The sequence below is a fragment of the Bacteroides oleiciplenus YIT 12058 genome (assembly GCF_000315485.1).
Taxonomy (GTDB): domain Bacteria; phylum Bacteroidota; class Bacteroidia; order Bacteroidales; family Bacteroidaceae; genus Bacteroides; species Bacteroides oleiciplenus.
In genome coordinates this window covers 525,008-542,336 of the sequence record NZ_JH992941.1, presented here as the reverse complement: position 1 = coordinate 542,336, position 17,329 = coordinate 525,008, and the positions used below count along the sequence as shown (strand labels likewise).

The following is a 17,329-nucleotide window of genomic DNA, read 5'->3' as shown; positions in this document are numbered from 1 at the left end:
TTTGTCTTTAGATGCTATTCGCAAAAATACTAAATTAAACTCAAGATAATACATAAAACAGAGGAATTGTAAAGACGCTTGCAAATAGAAGTAAATATAAAAATAAGTAGGTAGAAAAATCAGTCAATATGGTCTGACGCATCATTCTTTTGCCATTTGGAACAGGGCATGAATGATTTCTCGACATGAATGAATGAATTCCCGACAGCGATGAACTTCTTTTTAATCACTTTTGCAGTGTTGCAACAGATATAAATAAAAACCTTTTTAATTTTAATTTAATAGAAAAAGTATGGGACATGAAAAGCATTTAGAAGAAATGAATAACACTGCTAAATCCTGGTTAGTCCGGAAATTAATAGTAGGGTTATTGTGTATATGTTCGTTCACTGCTACTTTCGGTCAGAATGCAACAGTATCGGGTGTTGTGAAGGATGATACGGGAGAACCTGTGATTGGGGCAGGTGTTCTTGTAAAGGGAACCACATCAGGAACCATAACGGATGTTGAAGGACATTTCTCATTTCGGGCCGATGACCTGAAAGGAACTTTGGTCGTATCTTTTGTAGGTATGGAGACTCAGGAAATTCCGATGAAAGGGAAGTCTGTTTTCAATATTGTATTGAAAACCTCCAATACTTTGCTGGACGAAGTGCAAGTAGTTGCCTATGGTGCCCAGAAGAAAGTGACTTTGACCGGTTCGATCAGCTCTATAAATACGGATGAGCTGTTGAAAGTGCCTACAGCCAGTATTGGTAATATGTTGTCCGGTGTGCTTTCGGGAGTTTCTTCCGTGCAGTCATCAGGTCAGCCTGGTGGAGATGACCCGGATGTCTTTATCCGTGGTATCAGTACTTTGAACACAATGAATGCCAAACCGCTATACCTGGTGGATGGTGTGGAACGGAGTTTTTTTCAGATAGATCCTAATGAAGTGGAAAGCATCACAATCCTGAAAGATGCTTCTTCGACGGCGGTATTCGGTGTACGCGGTGCGAATGGCGTCATTATTGTTACCACGAAACGTGGTAAAGAAGGTAAGGCTAAGATTAACGCTTCTTTCTCATACGGCATCCAGGCTCCGACGCGCATGCCGGAATTTGTGAACAGCTATGAATATGCCACTTTCATGAATGAGGCTTATGCGAATGATGGCAAAGACCCTAAGTTTACCCCGGAAGCGGTAGAGGCTTTCCGTACCCATTCCAATCCTATCATATATCCGGATACGGACTGGATGGATATGCTATTCAAGTCGTCTGCTCCCCAAACACAAGGTAACGTAAACATCTCAGGCGGTACGGAGCGAGTTCGTTATTTTGTCTCTATGGGTATGCTGAATCAGAAAGGATTCTTTAAAAACCATGATACCCGTTATGATGCTAACTTCAACTTCAACCGTTATAACTATCGTGCAAACCTGGATGTTGATTTTACAAAGACAACGCTTGTGACTGTTAATATGGGCGGGCGTGTGGAAAAGAGGAATTCTCCACGTTCGGGCGATAATATAAATGAATTGTTCCGCAGAATTTATTGGGCTACTCCGTTTTCCGGTCCCGGAATTGTGGATGGAAAGTGGATTAAAGGTAATAGCCAGTATCTACCGGTAGGCTTGTCGGATGGTTTAGGCAATATTTATGGACGTGGTTATAGCGCTAAAACTACGAATGTCATCAATCTGGATTTGGCTTTAAGTCAGAAACTGGATTTTGTCACCAAAGGATTGCAGTTCAAGATAAAGTTTGCCTATAATAGCGGATATGACCATGTGAAAGAGCGTGCTACTTCTATTGAAAGCTATCAGCCTTGGTATAGAAAAGATGTTACCTGGATGGAGCATCCGGCAAGCTCTGATCCGAACGAAGTCGTTTATATTCAGGATGGTGAGGCCGGTCTGATTGGTTATGGTGAAAGTTTCGGTAAGTCACGTGACTGGTATGCTGAGGCAAGTTTCGACTGGAAGCGCGATTTTGATTTGCATCACCTTTCTGCATTGGTTCTCTATAATCAGAGTAAGGCCTATTATCCTGACAGTGATTATCCGGGCATACCAAGGGGATATGTAGGATTGGTGGGCCGTGTCACTTATGATTATGACAATAAATATCTGATTGAAGGTAACGTGGGGTATAATGGTTCTGAGAATTTTGCTCCCGGCAACCGTTATGGTTTGTTTCCCGCAGTCTCAGGTGGATGGGTACTTACCCAGGAAGAGTTCCTGAAAGATAATCCGGTGGTTGATTTCTTAAAAATACGTGCTTCTTATGGTGTGGTAGGTAATGACAGATACCATCCGTACGGCAATAATTTCATGGATCGTTTCTTATACTTGCCTAACAGCTATTTTATCGGAGGCGGTTATCAGTTTGGTACAGGTACGAGTTGGACACCGGGTGCTTATGAAAAGAGTTTTGGTAATTCGGGACTGAGTTGGGAGAAATCTGCCAAGCAAAATTATGGTATCGACTTCTCTTTGTTTGGGCAGAAACTGAGTGGTAGTATTGATTACTTCTATGAAAGGCGCGAAGACATTCTGGCAAAAGCCTCGACCGACCCGATTATCCACGCAATGAGTCTGCCGGTATTGAACTTAGGTATTGTTTCTAATAAAGGAGTTGAACTGAACTTGAAATGGAATCATAAATTGGAGAAACTCAGATACTGGGCAAATCTGAATGTCTCTTATGCCAAGAATAAGATTGTTTATCAGGATGAAGTTCCTTCGGAATATGAATATACTTTGAAGACCGGCCATCCGGTGGGACAACCTTTCGGTTTGAAGGTGAGAGGATTTTATTATGAAGGAATGGAGAATATAGCAGACCACAGTTATGTCTTGAAAGAAGGTGATGTGGTTTACGAAGATTTGAATAATGACGGTAAGATTGATGATAATGATAAGACTGCACTTGGATATCCGAGTTACCCGTTATTGAATGCAGGGCTCACATTAGGATTCGAGTATAAGGGATTTGACTTTAGCATGTTATGGGTGGGCGCAACCAAAACTTCCCGCGTTCTGCAAGAAACTTTCCGTAAACCTCTTGGAGAAACTAATGACAGATCGTTGATGCTTCACCAGTTTGAAGACCGTTGGACACCTGAAACGGCTGCTACTGCAAAACTACCGCGTGCTACGATTGACGGTGTGAAGAATAACTACCGGGATTCTGAATTATGGGTGAAAGATGCAAGTTACTTACGCTTGAAGAATATTGAAATCGGCTATAATTTCCGCCTTCCGTTTATGCCGAAAATAGGTATGGAGAAAATGCGTGTATTTATGACCGGTTATAATCTGCTGACCTTTGATAAGCTGAAAATATCAGACCCGGAGTCAATGTCCAGTGGTGTGCCGCAATATCCGGTGATGCGTGTAATCAATTTTGGTTTAAATGTAAGCTTCTAAAACAACGACTGACATGAAAAAGATATTAAATGGATTAATCCTTATTCTATTGATAACATTGGGCTCTTGCGTCGATGACTTGAAAGTGGGTGATGCTTTTCTGGAAAAAGCTCCGAGTGTGGATGTGGATAAAGACGTAGTATTCAATGATGCGAACTATGCCCGTGCATTCTTGTGGAATGCTTATACTTCCTTATATTATGGGCGTCCCCTGAACTGGAGTGCGAAAGGAAACAGAATGAATATGGGAGCCGTTGATGCACTGACCGATTGTTTTACCAGCGGTTTGAGCTGGGATGGTGTAAGCGGTCTGTATTATTCCGGCCAGTTCAATGCTACTTCCGATTATTCAGCTGCCGTTTATTCTTATTCTAACGGTGAAGATCAATGGACTGGTATCCGTAAGGCCTGGTTATTTATTGAGAACATCGGTCAGACTCCCAATATAGACGATAAAGAGAAAGAACGTTTGAAGGGTGAAGCTAAGATGATCATAGCTTGTCACTATGCTGATATGTTCAGAAACTATGGTGGTCTTCCTTTAGTAACCAAAGCATTTGATCCGAATGATGATTTTAAATTGCCGCGAGCCACTGCCCGCGGAACGATGGAGTTCATTGCCGACCTTTGTGATCAGGCTTATGCCGTATTACCCTGGGCTTTGCAATCTAATGAACAGGAGCAATGGGCGGGACGCTTTACTGCCGCTGCCGCTCTCGGACTGAAAATTAGAGTCTTGCTGTTCGGTGCAAGTCCCTTGTTCAATGATAATGAACCTTATTATCCGGAAGAAGCCTCAACTCCATCGGTAGCGGAACAGCATGCCTGGTTTGGTGGAAAAGATATGTCGCTTTGGGATGATGTAGTTGATGCCTGTGATTTGTTTATGACGCGCAATCAGCAGGAAGGCAAACCCTGGGACTTGGTTCGTAATGCTTCTAATCCCCGCCAAGCATATCAGGATGCATATTACAGGAGAGCGAATGGTGAGTTGTTGATTGATACACGTGCCCGTGCCACAGTGTCTTGGTATTGGGACGGTGACTGTTATTATCTGCAATCTTACGGCTCGTATGGAGCAATGACTCCTACACTGGAATATGTGAATCTTTTCCCTTATGCGGATGGTACTCCGTTCGATGCTTCTTTTTGGGATAGGCAAAGTAAGGACAACTATATTGCGGAAGACCCTTTTGCCAACAGGGATCCCCGTTTGTATGAGAACTGTCTGGTGAACAATGCCGAATTCGGTTTGGACCATGTGGCGGAGATGTGGATTGGCGGTCGCGAAGGACCAGCCAATGATCTGGCCAGTGATGGTGCGGCATTTACCGGATTTGCCATTTACAAGTATATCTTGGACAAAGAGCATATGGCTGGCAAACAAGATCAATGGCCTTATTTACGTTTACCCGAGATTTACCTGAGCTATGCTGAGGCTTTGAATGAAGTGGGGCGTACAAGCGATGCTTATCAATATGTGAATTACGTGCGTTCACGCGTTAACCTGTCCGGATTGAATCCGGGACTAACCCAAGAGGAGATGCGTCAGGAAATTCTGGACGAACGTGCCAGGGAATTTGGTGCTGAAGAAGTGCGCTACTATGATATGATCAGATGGAAACAGGCTAAGGACTTCCGTAAGATTCTACACGGACTTCGCATTCGTCGTGGAGATAATAATACATATTCTTATGAGAAGTTCTCTGTAAAGAAGAGATTTATTCAGGATGGTGAGAACGGAACTGTATTCTTTACTCCCAAATGGTATCTGTCTCCTTTCCCGTTTGTGGAAATGAATAAGGGATATCTTACTCAGAATCCAGGATGGTAGTCAGCAGCTTGTTAATCACAATAAAAGAATTTAAAGATTATGAGAAATATATATAAATTATCGTGTGCGTTAATGTTCTCTTGTCTGAGTGCATATGCACAACAAGATAGTGCAATTGTTGCTAAGGGGGAAAGACTTCTGAATTTAGGCTATGGCGTGACGGTAAAGGCTAAAGAATCCTCGGCTGCAATATCGGAAGTTACCGGAGATGAAATCATGAAAAGTGCTGCGACGAATCCTTTGAACGCCCTGTATGGTAAAGGATTGGGACTTACGGTACTGCAAAAAGGTGGTACGGTTTGGGAAAGTGTGCCGACCACCATAATTCGTGGCCTGAACTCTACACGTGATAACTCTATCCTGGTGATAATAGATGGTTTTGAAAGAGACTTGAGTATGATTACAAAGGAAGAGATAGAAAGCGTCCAGATACTGAAGGATGCGGCGGCTACCGCATTGTATGGCTTGCGTGGTGCCAATGGAGTGATGTTGGTGACAACCAAGACGGGTTCGAGGAAGAAGATCGATATCCATGTCAATTACGAACACCACTTTAATATGCTGAACCGTTTGCCGAAGTTTGCCGATGGATATACTTATGCGCAGGCAATGAATGAAGCGCTGAAGAATGACGGCTTGAGCCCGATGTATGACCAAACACAGTTGAACGGGATCAAGAACAACGATCCTCATTACGGCAATGTGGACTGGATGGATGAAGTTCTGAACAAATCCGGTTCTACCGACAATGTTTTCGTTACTTTGAGTGGTGGAGGAAAAGTGGCCAGATACTTCTCTTCTATAGACTATTTGTCCTATAAAGGCTTCATCAAACCGGAGAATATCGTTGACGAATATTCGTCACAGCTTAAGTATTCAAAGTTGAGTATAAGAACCAATATCGATGTAGATCTGACTAAATCGACCTTGCTTTCATTCAAGATGAGCGGTATGTTGGCAGAACATAACCGGCCGAACCCTTTGACGGGGGATATTATGAGTATGATTTACAATACTCCGGCGGCGGCTTTCCCAATTAAGACCCCTTATGGCGAGTGGGGTGGAAGTAATGTCTGGACAAAGAATCCGGTGGCGGAAATCGCAGCGAAAGGATACGCCAGAAGCCACCAGCGCCTTCTGTTTGCCGATATGTCTATCAGACAAGACTTGGGTATGTTCCTGAAAGGTCTTTCGGTAGATGCGCGCATTGCATACGATAACTTTTGCGACTATTGGGATAATTATGGTATGAACTATGCGTATTCCGTACCTAATGTTTCCAATCCGTCTTCTTCGGAAGACTACACTTTGAAGGGTGAAAGTACGGCTGCTTCGTTCAGCTCTTCCCTCGGTAATCAGTGGAGTCGCTTCAATCTATGGGGGAGGGTGAACTATGCCAATGCCTGGAATAATCATAAACTGGATGTGACACTTGCCGCTTCGCGCGAGCAGACCATTCTGAACGGGCAGCATAACACCCGTAACCGTATCAACCTGTTGGGACATGTACATTATGTGTATGCTGATAAATACATTGCAGACGTTGCCTTTTCGCGTAACGGCTCCAACTTGTTGGCTCCTGCCCATCGCTTTGGGAATTTCCCGGCTGTTTCGGCTGCATGGGTAGCCTCTAATGAGGATTTCCTGAAAGACGTCGCTTTTCTGGATCTTCTGAAAGTCCGTGCTTCCTGGGGACTGACCGGTACGGATATCATGCCGGAGTCTTTGATGTGGAATCGCAAGTATGGTTGGGCTAACGGATACATTCTGGGGGGTGAATACAATGGTGCCAGCGGATTGGGAGAAGGACGTCTGCCGACTACGAACATGTTGTATGAGAAGGTTGCCAAGGCTAATCTGGGATTGGATATGTCTTTTCTCAAGTCTTTCGACCTGACCGTTGAACTGTTCAAAGAGAAGAGAACGGATATGCTGGTTACTCCCGGTGATGTTTCGGCTGTGTTGGGTGCCACCAACGCTTTTCAGAATATAGGAAAAGTAGAGAATAAGGGTGTTGAAATTGCGGCGAACTATCATAAAGAGATAAAGGATTTCCGGTTTAATGTAGGTGGCAATTTCACTTTTAATCGCAATAAGATTATTGAAATGGGTGAGGAGTATGCTCCTTATGAATGGATGAAAGCTACAGGACGGCCGGTCGGACAAATCTTCGGTTACGAAGCAATCGGTTTCTTTAAGGATGAACAGGACATTGCCGACAGTCCTAAGCAGAACATGTCGACTGTGAAGCCGGGTGATATTAAGTTCAGGGATCTGAATGGTGATAAGATTATTGATGAATTTGATAAGAAAGCTATCGGTTATAGTAGTCAGGTTCCTGAAATTTATTACTCCATCAATCTTGGGATAGAATATAAGGGAATCGGTATCGACGCATTGGTGCAGGGAACAGGCAACTATTCTGCCATAGCTTCTACGTCGAGCTTGTTCCGCCCTCTGACGGGTAATACTTCTATCTCAGAGTATTATTACAACAACCGTTGGACGCCCGAAACGCCGAATGCTAAATTCCCAAGATTATCACAGGGAACAAATGCCAATAACTTCAATGACAATACGGTGTGGTTGACCAATAAATCTTTCCTGAAGTTGCGTCATGCCGAGTTATATTATAAGTTCTCTAAAAAGTTACTGGCTTCTACGCCTTTGCAATCAGCGAAACTCTACGTCAGGGCTTCCGATTTTATCTTGTTTGACCACGTAGATGTGTGTGATCCTGAGGCAATGGGAACCTCCCATCCTATTCCGGCATCTATTCAGGTTGGCTTCTCGGTAGGTTTTTAATGTAATTAAAAGATAGATAGATTATGAAAAAGCATATATTTCTTGCAGGAGTTCTGATGTTGTTGTTCTCCTCATGCGGTGACTTTCTGGATTATAATGAGAATTCGGACTATGACCAGAATAAACTATTCAATACAACCTGGTCCAATACAGACTTCGTAACGGGCATCTATGCCTATCTTCCGGGGGCTTTAAACGATGTAGACGGAGCCTTGCGTTCGGCAGGATGTGATGAAGCGGAATACGTGTGGCCCACTTCGGCCATTCACCGCTATTATGACGGAAGTTGGAGTGCCCTGCGTGCTGTAGATGATAAATGGGGACATTATTACAAAGCTATCCGTGCCTGTAATGATTACCTGGAGCATGGGACAGGTAAGGACTGGAAAGAGTTTGAATTTAAAAAGGACTATGCCAAAATGATGCGCAAATACAGGAACCTGGAATGGGAAGTGAAAGCCCTGCGTGCTTATTACTATTTCGAACTGGTGAAGCGCTATAACAGAATCCCGCTGATAACTAAAGTCCTGACGGAAGAGGAAGTGAACAATCAGGAGCCGGTTGATTACCAGACTGTCATCGATTTTATAGTCAGAGAGTGTGACGAAGTAGCCGAAGATGGAAGACTGCCTGCCATCTATAATGCTGACTATGATAATGAAACCGGCCGTGTGTCCAAAATCTTTGCATTGGCGCTGAAAGCAAGGGCATTATTGTATGCTGCAAGCCCATTGAACAATCCGAATGCTGAAACCAGCCCGGATAAATGGATAGAGGCTGCAAAAGCCGCCAAGAAGATTATGGATGCTTCCGGCAGTTGGAACTTATCTTTGGTTCCATTCAACCAATTGTTGGGCACCGACAACTTCAAGTCCGCAGAGATGATTCTGGTTAAAAGAATAGGTGATACCAACGAACTGGAGAAACTGAACTTCCCCATTGGCTTGGAAGGCGGAAAGAGTGGTAACTGTCCTACACAGAACCTGGTAGACGCGTATGATATGAAAGAAGGACAGGAAATGGACGAGGCGAATCCATACGCCAACAGAGACCCGCGGCTGGCCTATACCGTACTTTATCATGGTGGAAATACAGCTTATGGCAAACAAGTGGATGTGTTGCCGAATGGTCTCAACGGCTTGCCGCAGGAGGGAGCAACAAAGACCGGTTATTATCTGAGTAAGTTTGTCAATATCAATGTGAGCCTGACGGCCAATAATACGACTACTGCCCGCCATTCTATGCCATTGTTCAGATACGCCGAGGTATTGTTGATTTATGCTGAGGCTATGAATGAAGCCTATGGTCCGGAAGGAGTTACGGAAGAACTGAATATTTCAGCCCGGACTGCCATCAATATGGTACGTGGCAGAACCGGTTTGGAAATTGCTGCGCTGACCGTAGAAGATGTTCCGTCGAAGACAGCGTTCCGTCTGGCTTTGCGGAAGGAACGAATGGCCGAGCTGGCTTTCGAAGATCATCGGTTCTGGGATATCCGCAGATGGAAAATAGGTCAGGAGACAACGAAGATTAAACGCGTCTCTATCAGCAAGGCCGGTGAAGGACTCTCTTTTGAGTACAGCGTGACTGCGGACCGTACTTGGGATGATAGTATGTATTTCTACCCGATTCCACAAGCTGAGATATACAAAAACTCTAAACTGGTTCAGAATCCCGGTTGGAAGTAATAGTCTCCGGAGAGGCCTCTAATGCAGGATAAGTACGGGATAAGAGTTACAAAAAGGAACACTTCTGCCGGATTTATAATCCAAAGGATTCAGGAACTCAGTAGATACGAGGTAAAAAGAGGGCCTCTTCGGATTCTTTTTTAGGAAGCAAGATAGGTATAATAAGTAAAATATAGGATTATGACATACAAACGTATTAGTTCGGTTTTATTCTTTTCGATGATGTTGTTGTCGATGCTTTGCCAGCATGCAAGCGGACAAGAGTCTTCGATGAGAGTAGCCCGTATATTCTCAGACAATATGGTGCTTCAACAGGGCATCTATGCTCCTGTTTGGGGATGGGCACCTCCCGGTGTGCAGGTCAGGATCGGGATTGGTGGGAAAGAGTATACTACTGTGGCAGATAAAACAGGTAAATGGTTGGTCAGGATGGAGCCGATGCAGGTGGGCGGCCCTTATACATTGAGCGTGAGTTGCGACGGACATAAAAAGGAATACGGCAATGTGATGGTGGGTGAAGTATGGTTGGCTTCCGGACAATCGAATATGAATTACAGAGTAGGTGCCGTCCTGTCTGCCGGAGAGGTGATTAAGGATGCCAACTATCCTGATATCCGTGAATTTTGCACTCCTGAGGTTGTAAGCAGGACTCCGCATGACGACTTGACCGGAGGTGAATGGAAGGTTTGCACGCCGGAAACAGTAAAAGGCTTCTCAGCCGTGGCTTATTTCTTTGCACGTGCTTTACATTTAGATAAGAAAGTACCTGTAGGCATCATACATACTTCCTGGAGTGGTACGATCTGCGAGGCGTGGATTAGTGCCGAGATGCTCTATACGATTCCGGCTTTTAAGAACAGGGTGATTGAAGAGGTTTATAAGAGTGATGAAGACTGGGCTGCTCTCCATCAGTTGGGGGTTGAGAAAGATAAGGAGCGTGAAAATATAGTTCAGACTACGCAAGCAGGCTTGAAACAGGGTGCTCATAAACTCTCTTTCAACGATAAAAGTTGGAAGGAAGAAGCATATCCTGTATATCCGCCCCGGGTAGGTTTGGGAGGATACCAGTTACTTTGGTTGCGAAAAGAAATCACGCTTCCCAAGGAAGCGACGGGCGAGGATTTGATTCTGCATTTGGGAAAGGTTATGACCGGTGATGTCACTTACTTCAATGGAGTAGAAGTGGGACGTGAGAGATGGGACGGGGTGCGAAGTTACCGTGTTCCTGCCCGATTGCTTCGTAAAGGTAAGAATGTGATTGCTGTAAGGCTGTTGTCGGAATGGGGTAATGGGCGTTTGGGTGATGAGGCGAGTGATCCCTATTTGCATTCGGCTGATAACCGGGTGCGTATTTCCCTGAAAGGTCAGTGGAAGTACAATGGTGAAATCGAACCGAAGTTGCCTGTGGGAAGAGGATATTCCAATAATGTAACCTGTATGTACAATACCAAGATTTCACCTCTTTTGCCATACGGCATTCGTGGTTTCCTTTGGTATCAGGGAGAAGGAAATTCCGGTCAGCCGGAGTTGTATAAGCAGTTGCAGCCGACAATGATTACCGACTGGCGCATACGTTTTGAGCAAGGTTATCTCCCGTTCCTGTTTGTGCAGTTGCCTAATATCAGTGGCGGCAGTTGCCAATATTTCCGTGAAGCTCAGGCCGAGTCTCTCGAATTGCCTAATGTCGGGATGGCTGTTTCGATAGATGTGGGTGATCCTTATGATATTCATCCGAACAATAAGAAGCCGGTGGGCGAACGTTTGTATCTGCGTGCCAAAGAGCTGGTTTATAAAGATAGTGTCGGCGTCTTCCAGGGACCGGTCTATGACTCTTATCAAATAGAAGGGAATAAGATACGCTTGAAATTCAGAAGTACGGGAAGTGGCTTGATGAGTAAGGATGGCAAGGAACTGCGTACGTTTGAAGTAGCCGGTGAAGACCATAAGTATGTTCCTGCAAAAGCAATTATTGATGGCGATGATGTCCTTGTATGGAGTGATACTGTCTTGAAGCCATTGTCGGCAAGGCATGCATGGGATTCTAATCCTGCCGTGAACTTGTATAATAAGGAAGGATTGCCGGCAACCTCTTTTAGAACTCATAAGGAATAACTAAGATATACGATATGAAGATGAAACGATTATTGTTGATGCTCATGATAGGATGCGGACTGACTTTGGGTATCATAGCAGATGCAGAAGCCCAATCGGCCGCAAAGGAAGTATTGAGAATACCTAAAGCCCCTCTGTTCAGAGATCCGATTCATGACGGAGCGGCAGATCCGATGGTGATATATAATGAACAGGAGAAAGCATGGTATATGTTTTATACCAATCGTCGTGCCAACGTTTCTACGCAAGGAACAAATTGGTGTTATGGTACCAGTATCGGTGTGGCGGCCAGTACGGACAACGGGAAGAACTGGGAATATGTTGGTGCATTGGATCTGGAGTTTGAACGTGGGAAAAATACGTTCTGGGCTCCCCATGTAGTGTACGATAAAGGAGTATACCATTTGTTTGTCACTTATATCAGAGGCATACACGAGTCTTGGTCGGGCATTGGCAAGATAGCCCATTATACAAGTAAAAACCTATGGGACTGGAAACTTTGCGGACTGATTCCTCTGGCGAATAATGATGCGTTGCTGGATGCCACGGTTTATAAGAAACCTGACGGAAAGTGGGGAATGTGGTATAAAAACTCCCGTATAGGCTATACGGTAGAGGCTGTGAGCGATGACTTGTATCATTGGAAGAATGTCTCCGGCATTACTATCGGTGACGTTCCGCATGAAGCTCCGTTTGTTTTCTATTACAAACAATATTACTGGATGTTGATTGACCAATGGAATGGCTTCGGGGTATACCGTTCTGCAGATGCGGAGAAGTGGGAAAAGCAAAGCGTCATTTTGGGTAAGAAAGGGGAACGTAAGGATGATAATGTCCGGGCCAGTCATCCGGGAGTCGTAGTCGCCGGAGATAAAGCTTATGTATTCTACTTCACCCATCCGGGCTGGGAGAAAGAAGGTGGATGGGGTGATGAAACGGGTAAACTGGACGAGGCCGGGGTATTGCCTTATATCTATCGCCGCTCTTCCATACAAGTAGCCGAGTTGAAGGTGAACGGGGCGGGAGTGATGACTTGTGATAGAGATACTCCTTTTGATTTCTATCTGCCCAATGCGTCAAACTAAACTAATCTGAAGCAACTATTTAAATAATAAATATGAAAACATTCTTTTTATCGATAGCTATTCTTCTGACCTGTTCAATAATATGGGCAGGCGAACGGAGCGACGGGAAATTACTTACAGAGATACTGAATAAAGGCACTGTGGAAACTTATGGACTTGAAAAGTCATCTCTGGGAAAGGCGTTGCACTGGACGGCTACGCAGAAAGGTGCGGGTGTGGTTTTCCTTTCGGGAAAGGAAACCTGGGACTTTTCTCCTTTTGTGCATCTGGTTTGTGAAGTTCAGAATCTGGCAGACCACGAGTTGTTTGTGGAATGCCATCTGGATGGTGATTATTGGAGTACGGGAGCAGCGTACGTTCCGGCTAAAAGTACACGGAAAGTTGAAACCCTGATTTTACGCAAGGAATATTCCAAACAGCAGTTAGAACTGTTTCCCAAGATGAATGGCTTACCCGGTGGAGCCGCAAGATTGTGGTGCGGTTACCGTCCTGAGTCTATTTATAAGTTCTCATTGGACTTTCCGCGCATACAGCCGGGTGATCAGGTGATAATCCGAAACATCACGCTGGCTATGCCTTACAAAGAATATTCGGGCAAAGAGTATGAAGCCTTGCTTCCGTTCGTAGACGAATTCGGTCAATATATTCCGGCCCGTTATCCGGGAAAGATATCCGGTGTGAACGATATCATAAAAGCGGATAAGAAAGAAGAACTGGATATGAAGAAACATCCGGGTAATAAAAATTGGGATATATATGGTGGTTGGGCCGACGGTCCCAAACTGACAGCCACCGGACATTTCCGCATAGAAAAGTATCAGGGCAAATGGTGGCTGGTTGATCCGCTGGGGCATTTGTTCTGGTCTCATGGCATCACCTGTGTGGCCGGTGGTGATGAAACGAATATCAGGGGACGTGAGAAGTTTTATCGTTCTTTAAATCTTCCTGCCGATGTTGATTCCTCCCTTTTTGTCTCCGAACGGGATGGCAGGAAAGAACTTTCTTATTGGAAACTGAATATGTACCGGAAATGGGGAGCTGACTATAAGACAAAGATGATTGATAAGGCAAACCGCCGTTTGAGAAGTTGGAATATCAATACCATTGCCAACTGGTCGAATGAGGACGTTATCCGTACCCAAAAAACTCCCTACACGGCAGTAATCCATACGCAGTACGGACATTTCATTCAGGATCCCTTCTCACCGGAATTCCAGAAAGGGGTTGAAAAGACTTTGGGCCACTCATCCGCTGCCAAAGATGAATGGTGTATAGGGTATTTTGTGGATAATGAACTTGGTTGGGGAGATAATACGTATCTGGCTACTTTGACATTACAAGGCAGATATCCTTATGCAAAAGAAGAATTTAAAAACCGGCTGGTTGAGAAATATGCGTCGTTGGCGGAACTGAACCGTACTTGGGGAAGTGACTTTGCTACTTGGGATGACTGGATGAAGAGTGACTCTTGCTATGCAGGAGCCAAAGAAGACCTGGTGGATTTCACCGCTCATGTTGCCAATGCTTATTTCCGTTGTATCAAGAATGCATTGAAGGCTAAAGCACCCGACAAATTGTATTTGGGATGTCGTTTCAACTATGGAGATTTTGCCGGTAATCCGGTGCAGCAATGGATTGTGGATATCGCCTCCAAATACTGTGATATCGTGAGCTTCAACAGATATACCTATTCAGCCTATTCCCTTCACCCCTCCAGGAATCTCGATTTCCCGATGATAATCGGAGAGTTCCACTTTGGCGGACTGGACCGTGGACTGCTGCATGGCGGCTTGCGTTATGGGGGAAATCAGGAGAACAGGGCAGACTTGTATAAACACTATGTGCAGGATGCCGTGACCAATCCTTATCTGGTAGGAACACACTGGTTCCAGTATAATGACCAGGCTGTGACCGGACGCGGAGATGGGGAGAATTATCAGATAGGCTTTATCAATGTATATGATGCCCCCAACTGGGAATTGGTACGTGCGGCACGTTCGGTAGGAGAAACAATGTATGAGCTTCGCAGTAAATAAACCAACTAACTAATGTAATATCATGAATATCAAGAAATACTTTTGTGGCGGACTTGTTTTATGCCTGTTTCTGTCTTGTCAGCAAGTGGCAAGACAGGTAGATACTCCGGTTTTGTCGACAAAGCCATTTAAAATGAATGAGGTCGTCATAACTAAGGGGCCTTTTAAACACGCAGAAGAAAAGGAAGCTACATATTTGCTGGAACTGGAACCGGACCGCTTTCTTAGTGGTTTCCGGTCGGAAGCCGGGCTGGTTCCTAAAGCTCCCAAATATGAGGGATGGGAAAGTCTGGGAGTAGCCGGACAGACGCTGGGACATTATATGTCAGCCTGTGCCATGTACTATGCCACTTCGGGAGACGAGCGTTTTTTGCAGAAATTGGAATATATTATTAATGAACTGGATAGTTGTCAACAGGCGAACGGTAATGGCTACCTTGCAGCGACACCGGGTGGAAAGAAAATCTTTGCGGAAGTTTCAGCCGGAAATATCTACTCGCAAGGTTTCGACCTGAATGGTGGATGGGTGCCTCTGTATGTGATGCATAAAGTGCTGGCCGGGTTGATTGACGCTTATCAGTATGCCCGGAGTGAACAGGCATTACGCATAGCTGAGAAGTTGGCTGACTGGATGTATGGCACATTCTACCATCTTACCGAAGATCAAATGCAGAAAGTGCTGGCTTGTGAATTCGGGGGGATGAATGAGGCATTGGCTAACTTATATGCATACACAAAGAATGATAAGTTCCTGCTCCTGGCACAGCGTTTTGACAATCATAAAGCCATTATGGACTCTTTGGCGATAGGAGTTGACGACCTGGAAGGAAAACATGCCAATACCCAGGTTCCTAAAATGATTGGAGCGGCACGCCTGTATGAACTGACCGGAAGTAAACGCGATTCTTCGATAGCTTCTTTTTTCTGGCATACTGTAGTGGATAACCATTCTTATGTGAATGGTGGAAACAGTGATGGTGAACACTTTGGAACTCCCCGGAAGCTGAATGAACGGTTGAGTACCTCCAATACGGAAACCTGTAATACCTATAATATGCTGAAACTGACCCGGCATTTGTTTTCCTGGCAGTCACTGCCCGAATATAGTGCCTATTATGAGAGAGCTGTGTTCAATCACATTCTGGCTTCCCAGAATCCTGATGATGGAATGTGTACCTATTATACTCCCTTAATATCCGGAGGTAAGAAAGGTTATTTGTCTCCTTTCCAGTCATTCTGTTGTTGCAGTGGTTCCGGTATGGAAAACCATGTGAAGTATGGTGACTTTATCTATTCCGAAGGAAGTGATTCCAGTCTTTTTGTGAATCTGTTCATCCCTTCCCGGCTGACCTGGACTGCCCGTGATCTGATTGTTACGCAGGATACGGATATACCTTCTTCCAATAAAACAGTTCTGACGGTAAAGACAGAAATGCCACAGTCCGTCGTATTCCGCTTGCGCTATCCCGAATGGGCGGAATCAATGTCCCTTAAAGTCAACGGGAAATCTGTTTCGTTGAAGGCTTCCGGCAATAATTATGTTTCTATAGAGCGGGAGTGGAAAGATAACGACAAGCTGGAAATAACTTTCGGGATTAAGTTCTATACGGTTGCAATGCCCGATAATGAGAAGCGGGTGGGGCTTTTCTACGGACCTGTTTTACTGGCAGGCGAGTTAGGACAGGAAGAGCCTGATATGGAGAAAGATATTCCCGTGTTGGTGAATAATAATAAACCGGTCAGTGAATGGCTGAAGAAAGTGTCCGATTCTCCTCTGCGCTTCGAGACAAAAGGTGTAGGAGAACCGAAAGATGTGTCATTGATTCCTTTCTATGCGATGCATCATCAGCACTATGTGGTTTATTGGGATTTGTTTACCACAGAAGAGTGGAAAGATATGCAGGAGGCTTACAAGAATGAATTGAAGCGGTTACAGGATTTGGATAAGCTAACGGTTGATTATGTCGTATTGGGTGAAATGCAGCCAGAAAGGGATCATAACCTGCGTGGAAAGGACATAGGTACCGGAATCTCACATCGCAAGAAGTGGCGGGCTGCCTGGATTGGCGGTTGGTTTGAGTTCGACATGAAAGTTTTGCCGGATGTTCCTCAGGACTTACGTGTCACTTATTGGGGGGATGAAACGGCACATTTAGAGTTTGATATCTATGTAGATGGTAAGGTTCTGGCAAGGCAACATCTTTATCGGAACAAACCCGGTCAATTCTTTGAAGCGGTATATCCGTTACCCGAAGATTTCTGGAAAGATAAGGAGAAGATAACCATTCGTTTTAAAGGTGTACCCGGTAACTGGACAGGGGCGGTTTATAATGCACGTGTTGCGAAATGTGAGTAAT

The 17,329-nt window shown here is 44.7% G+C and carries 8 protein-coding genes; all 8 read left to right on the top strand.

What is annotated here, in order from left to right:
- The first annotated feature begins 292 nt into the window (after positions 1–292).
- The 8 genes from HMPREF9447_RS10165 to HMPREF9447_RS10130 all read left to right on the top strand — a co-directional run bounded on the left by HMPREF9447_RS10165 (position 293) and on the right by HMPREF9447_RS10130 (position 17,328).
- Positions 293–3,412, top strand: coding sequence for a SusC/RagA family TonB-linked outer membrane protein (locus HMPREF9447_RS10165; protein ID WP_009129635.1), 3,120 nt, complete (start codon positions 293–295; stop codon positions 3,410–3,412).
- Between the two features lie 13 nt (positions 3,413–3,425).
- On the top strand, positions 3,426–5,246 hold the full coding sequence (locus HMPREF9447_RS10160; RefSeq protein WP_009129634.1) for a RagB/SusD family nutrient uptake outer membrane protein: 1,821 nt from the start codon (positions 3,426–3,428) through the stop codon (positions 5,244–5,246).
- Between the two features lie 39 nt (positions 5,247–5,285).
- Complete coding sequence (locus HMPREF9447_RS10155; protein WP_244267600.1) at positions 5,286–8,051, top strand: SusC/RagA family TonB-linked outer membrane protein; 2,766 nt, start codon at positions 5,286–5,288, stop codon at positions 8,049–8,051.
- Between the two features lie 23 nt (positions 8,052–8,074).
- Complete coding sequence (locus HMPREF9447_RS10150; RefSeq protein ID WP_009129632.1) at positions 8,075–9,739, top strand: RagB/SusD family nutrient uptake outer membrane protein; 1,665 nt, start codon at positions 8,075–8,077, stop codon at positions 9,737–9,739.
- A 180-nt stretch (positions 9,740–9,919) separates the two neighbouring features.
- Complete coding sequence (locus HMPREF9447_RS10145) at positions 9,920–11,851, top strand: sialate O-acetylesterase (RefSeq protein WP_009129631.1); 1,932 nt, start codon at positions 9,920–9,922, stop codon at positions 11,849–11,851.
- A gap of 20 nt (positions 11,852–11,871) precedes the next feature.
- Positions 11,872–12,936: a glycoside hydrolase family protein gene (locus HMPREF9447_RS10140; protein WP_044138124.1), complete on the top strand. Its 1,065-nt coding sequence runs from the start codon at positions 11,872–11,874 to the stop codon at positions 12,934–12,936.
- 32 nt (positions 12,937–12,968) lie between these two features.
- Complete coding sequence (locus HMPREF9447_RS10135; RefSeq protein ID WP_009129629.1) at positions 12,969–14,972, top strand: hypothetical protein; 2,004 nt, start codon at positions 12,969–12,971, stop codon at positions 14,970–14,972.
- Between the two features lie 22 nt (positions 14,973–14,994).
- Positions 14,995–17,328 (top strand): glycoside hydrolase family 127 protein, encoded by a 2,334-nt coding sequence (locus tag HMPREF9447_RS10130; RefSeq protein ID WP_009129628.1) that lies wholly within the window; start codon positions 14,995–14,997, stop codon positions 17,326–17,328.
- Position 17,329: the final 1 nt, after the last annotated feature.

What these genes read in the sequence shown, in the direction of transcription:
- HMPREF9447_RS10165 (WP_009129635.1), top strand. Translation starts at nt 293, where the DNA reads ATGGGACATGAAAAGCATTTAGAAGAAATGAATAACACTGCTAAATCC.
- HMPREF9447_RS10160 (WP_009129634.1), top strand. Translation starts at nt 3,426, where the DNA reads ATGAAAAAGATATTAAATGGATTAATCCTTATTCTATTGATAACATTG.
- HMPREF9447_RS10155 (WP_244267600.1), top strand. Translation starts at nt 5,286, where the DNA reads ATGAGAAATATATATAAATTATCGTGTGCGTTAATGTTCTCTTGTCTG.
- HMPREF9447_RS10150 (WP_009129632.1), top strand. Translation starts at nt 8,075, where the DNA reads ATGAAAAAGCATATATTTCTTGCAGGAGTTCTGATGTTGTTGTTCTCC.
- HMPREF9447_RS10145 (WP_009129631.1), top strand. Translation starts at nt 9,920, where the DNA reads ATGACATACAAACGTATTAGTTCGGTTTTATTCTTTTCGATGATGTTG.
- HMPREF9447_RS10140 (WP_044138124.1), top strand. Translation starts at nt 11,872, where the DNA reads ATGAAACGATTATTGTTGATGCTCATGATAGGATGCGGACTGACTTTG.
- HMPREF9447_RS10135 (WP_009129629.1), top strand. Translation starts at nt 12,969, where the DNA reads ATGAAAACATTCTTTTTATCGATAGCTATTCTTCTGACCTGTTCAATA.
- HMPREF9447_RS10130 (WP_009129628.1), top strand. Translation starts at nt 14,995, where the DNA reads ATGAATATCAAGAAATACTTTTGTGGCGGACTTGTTTTATGCCTGTTT.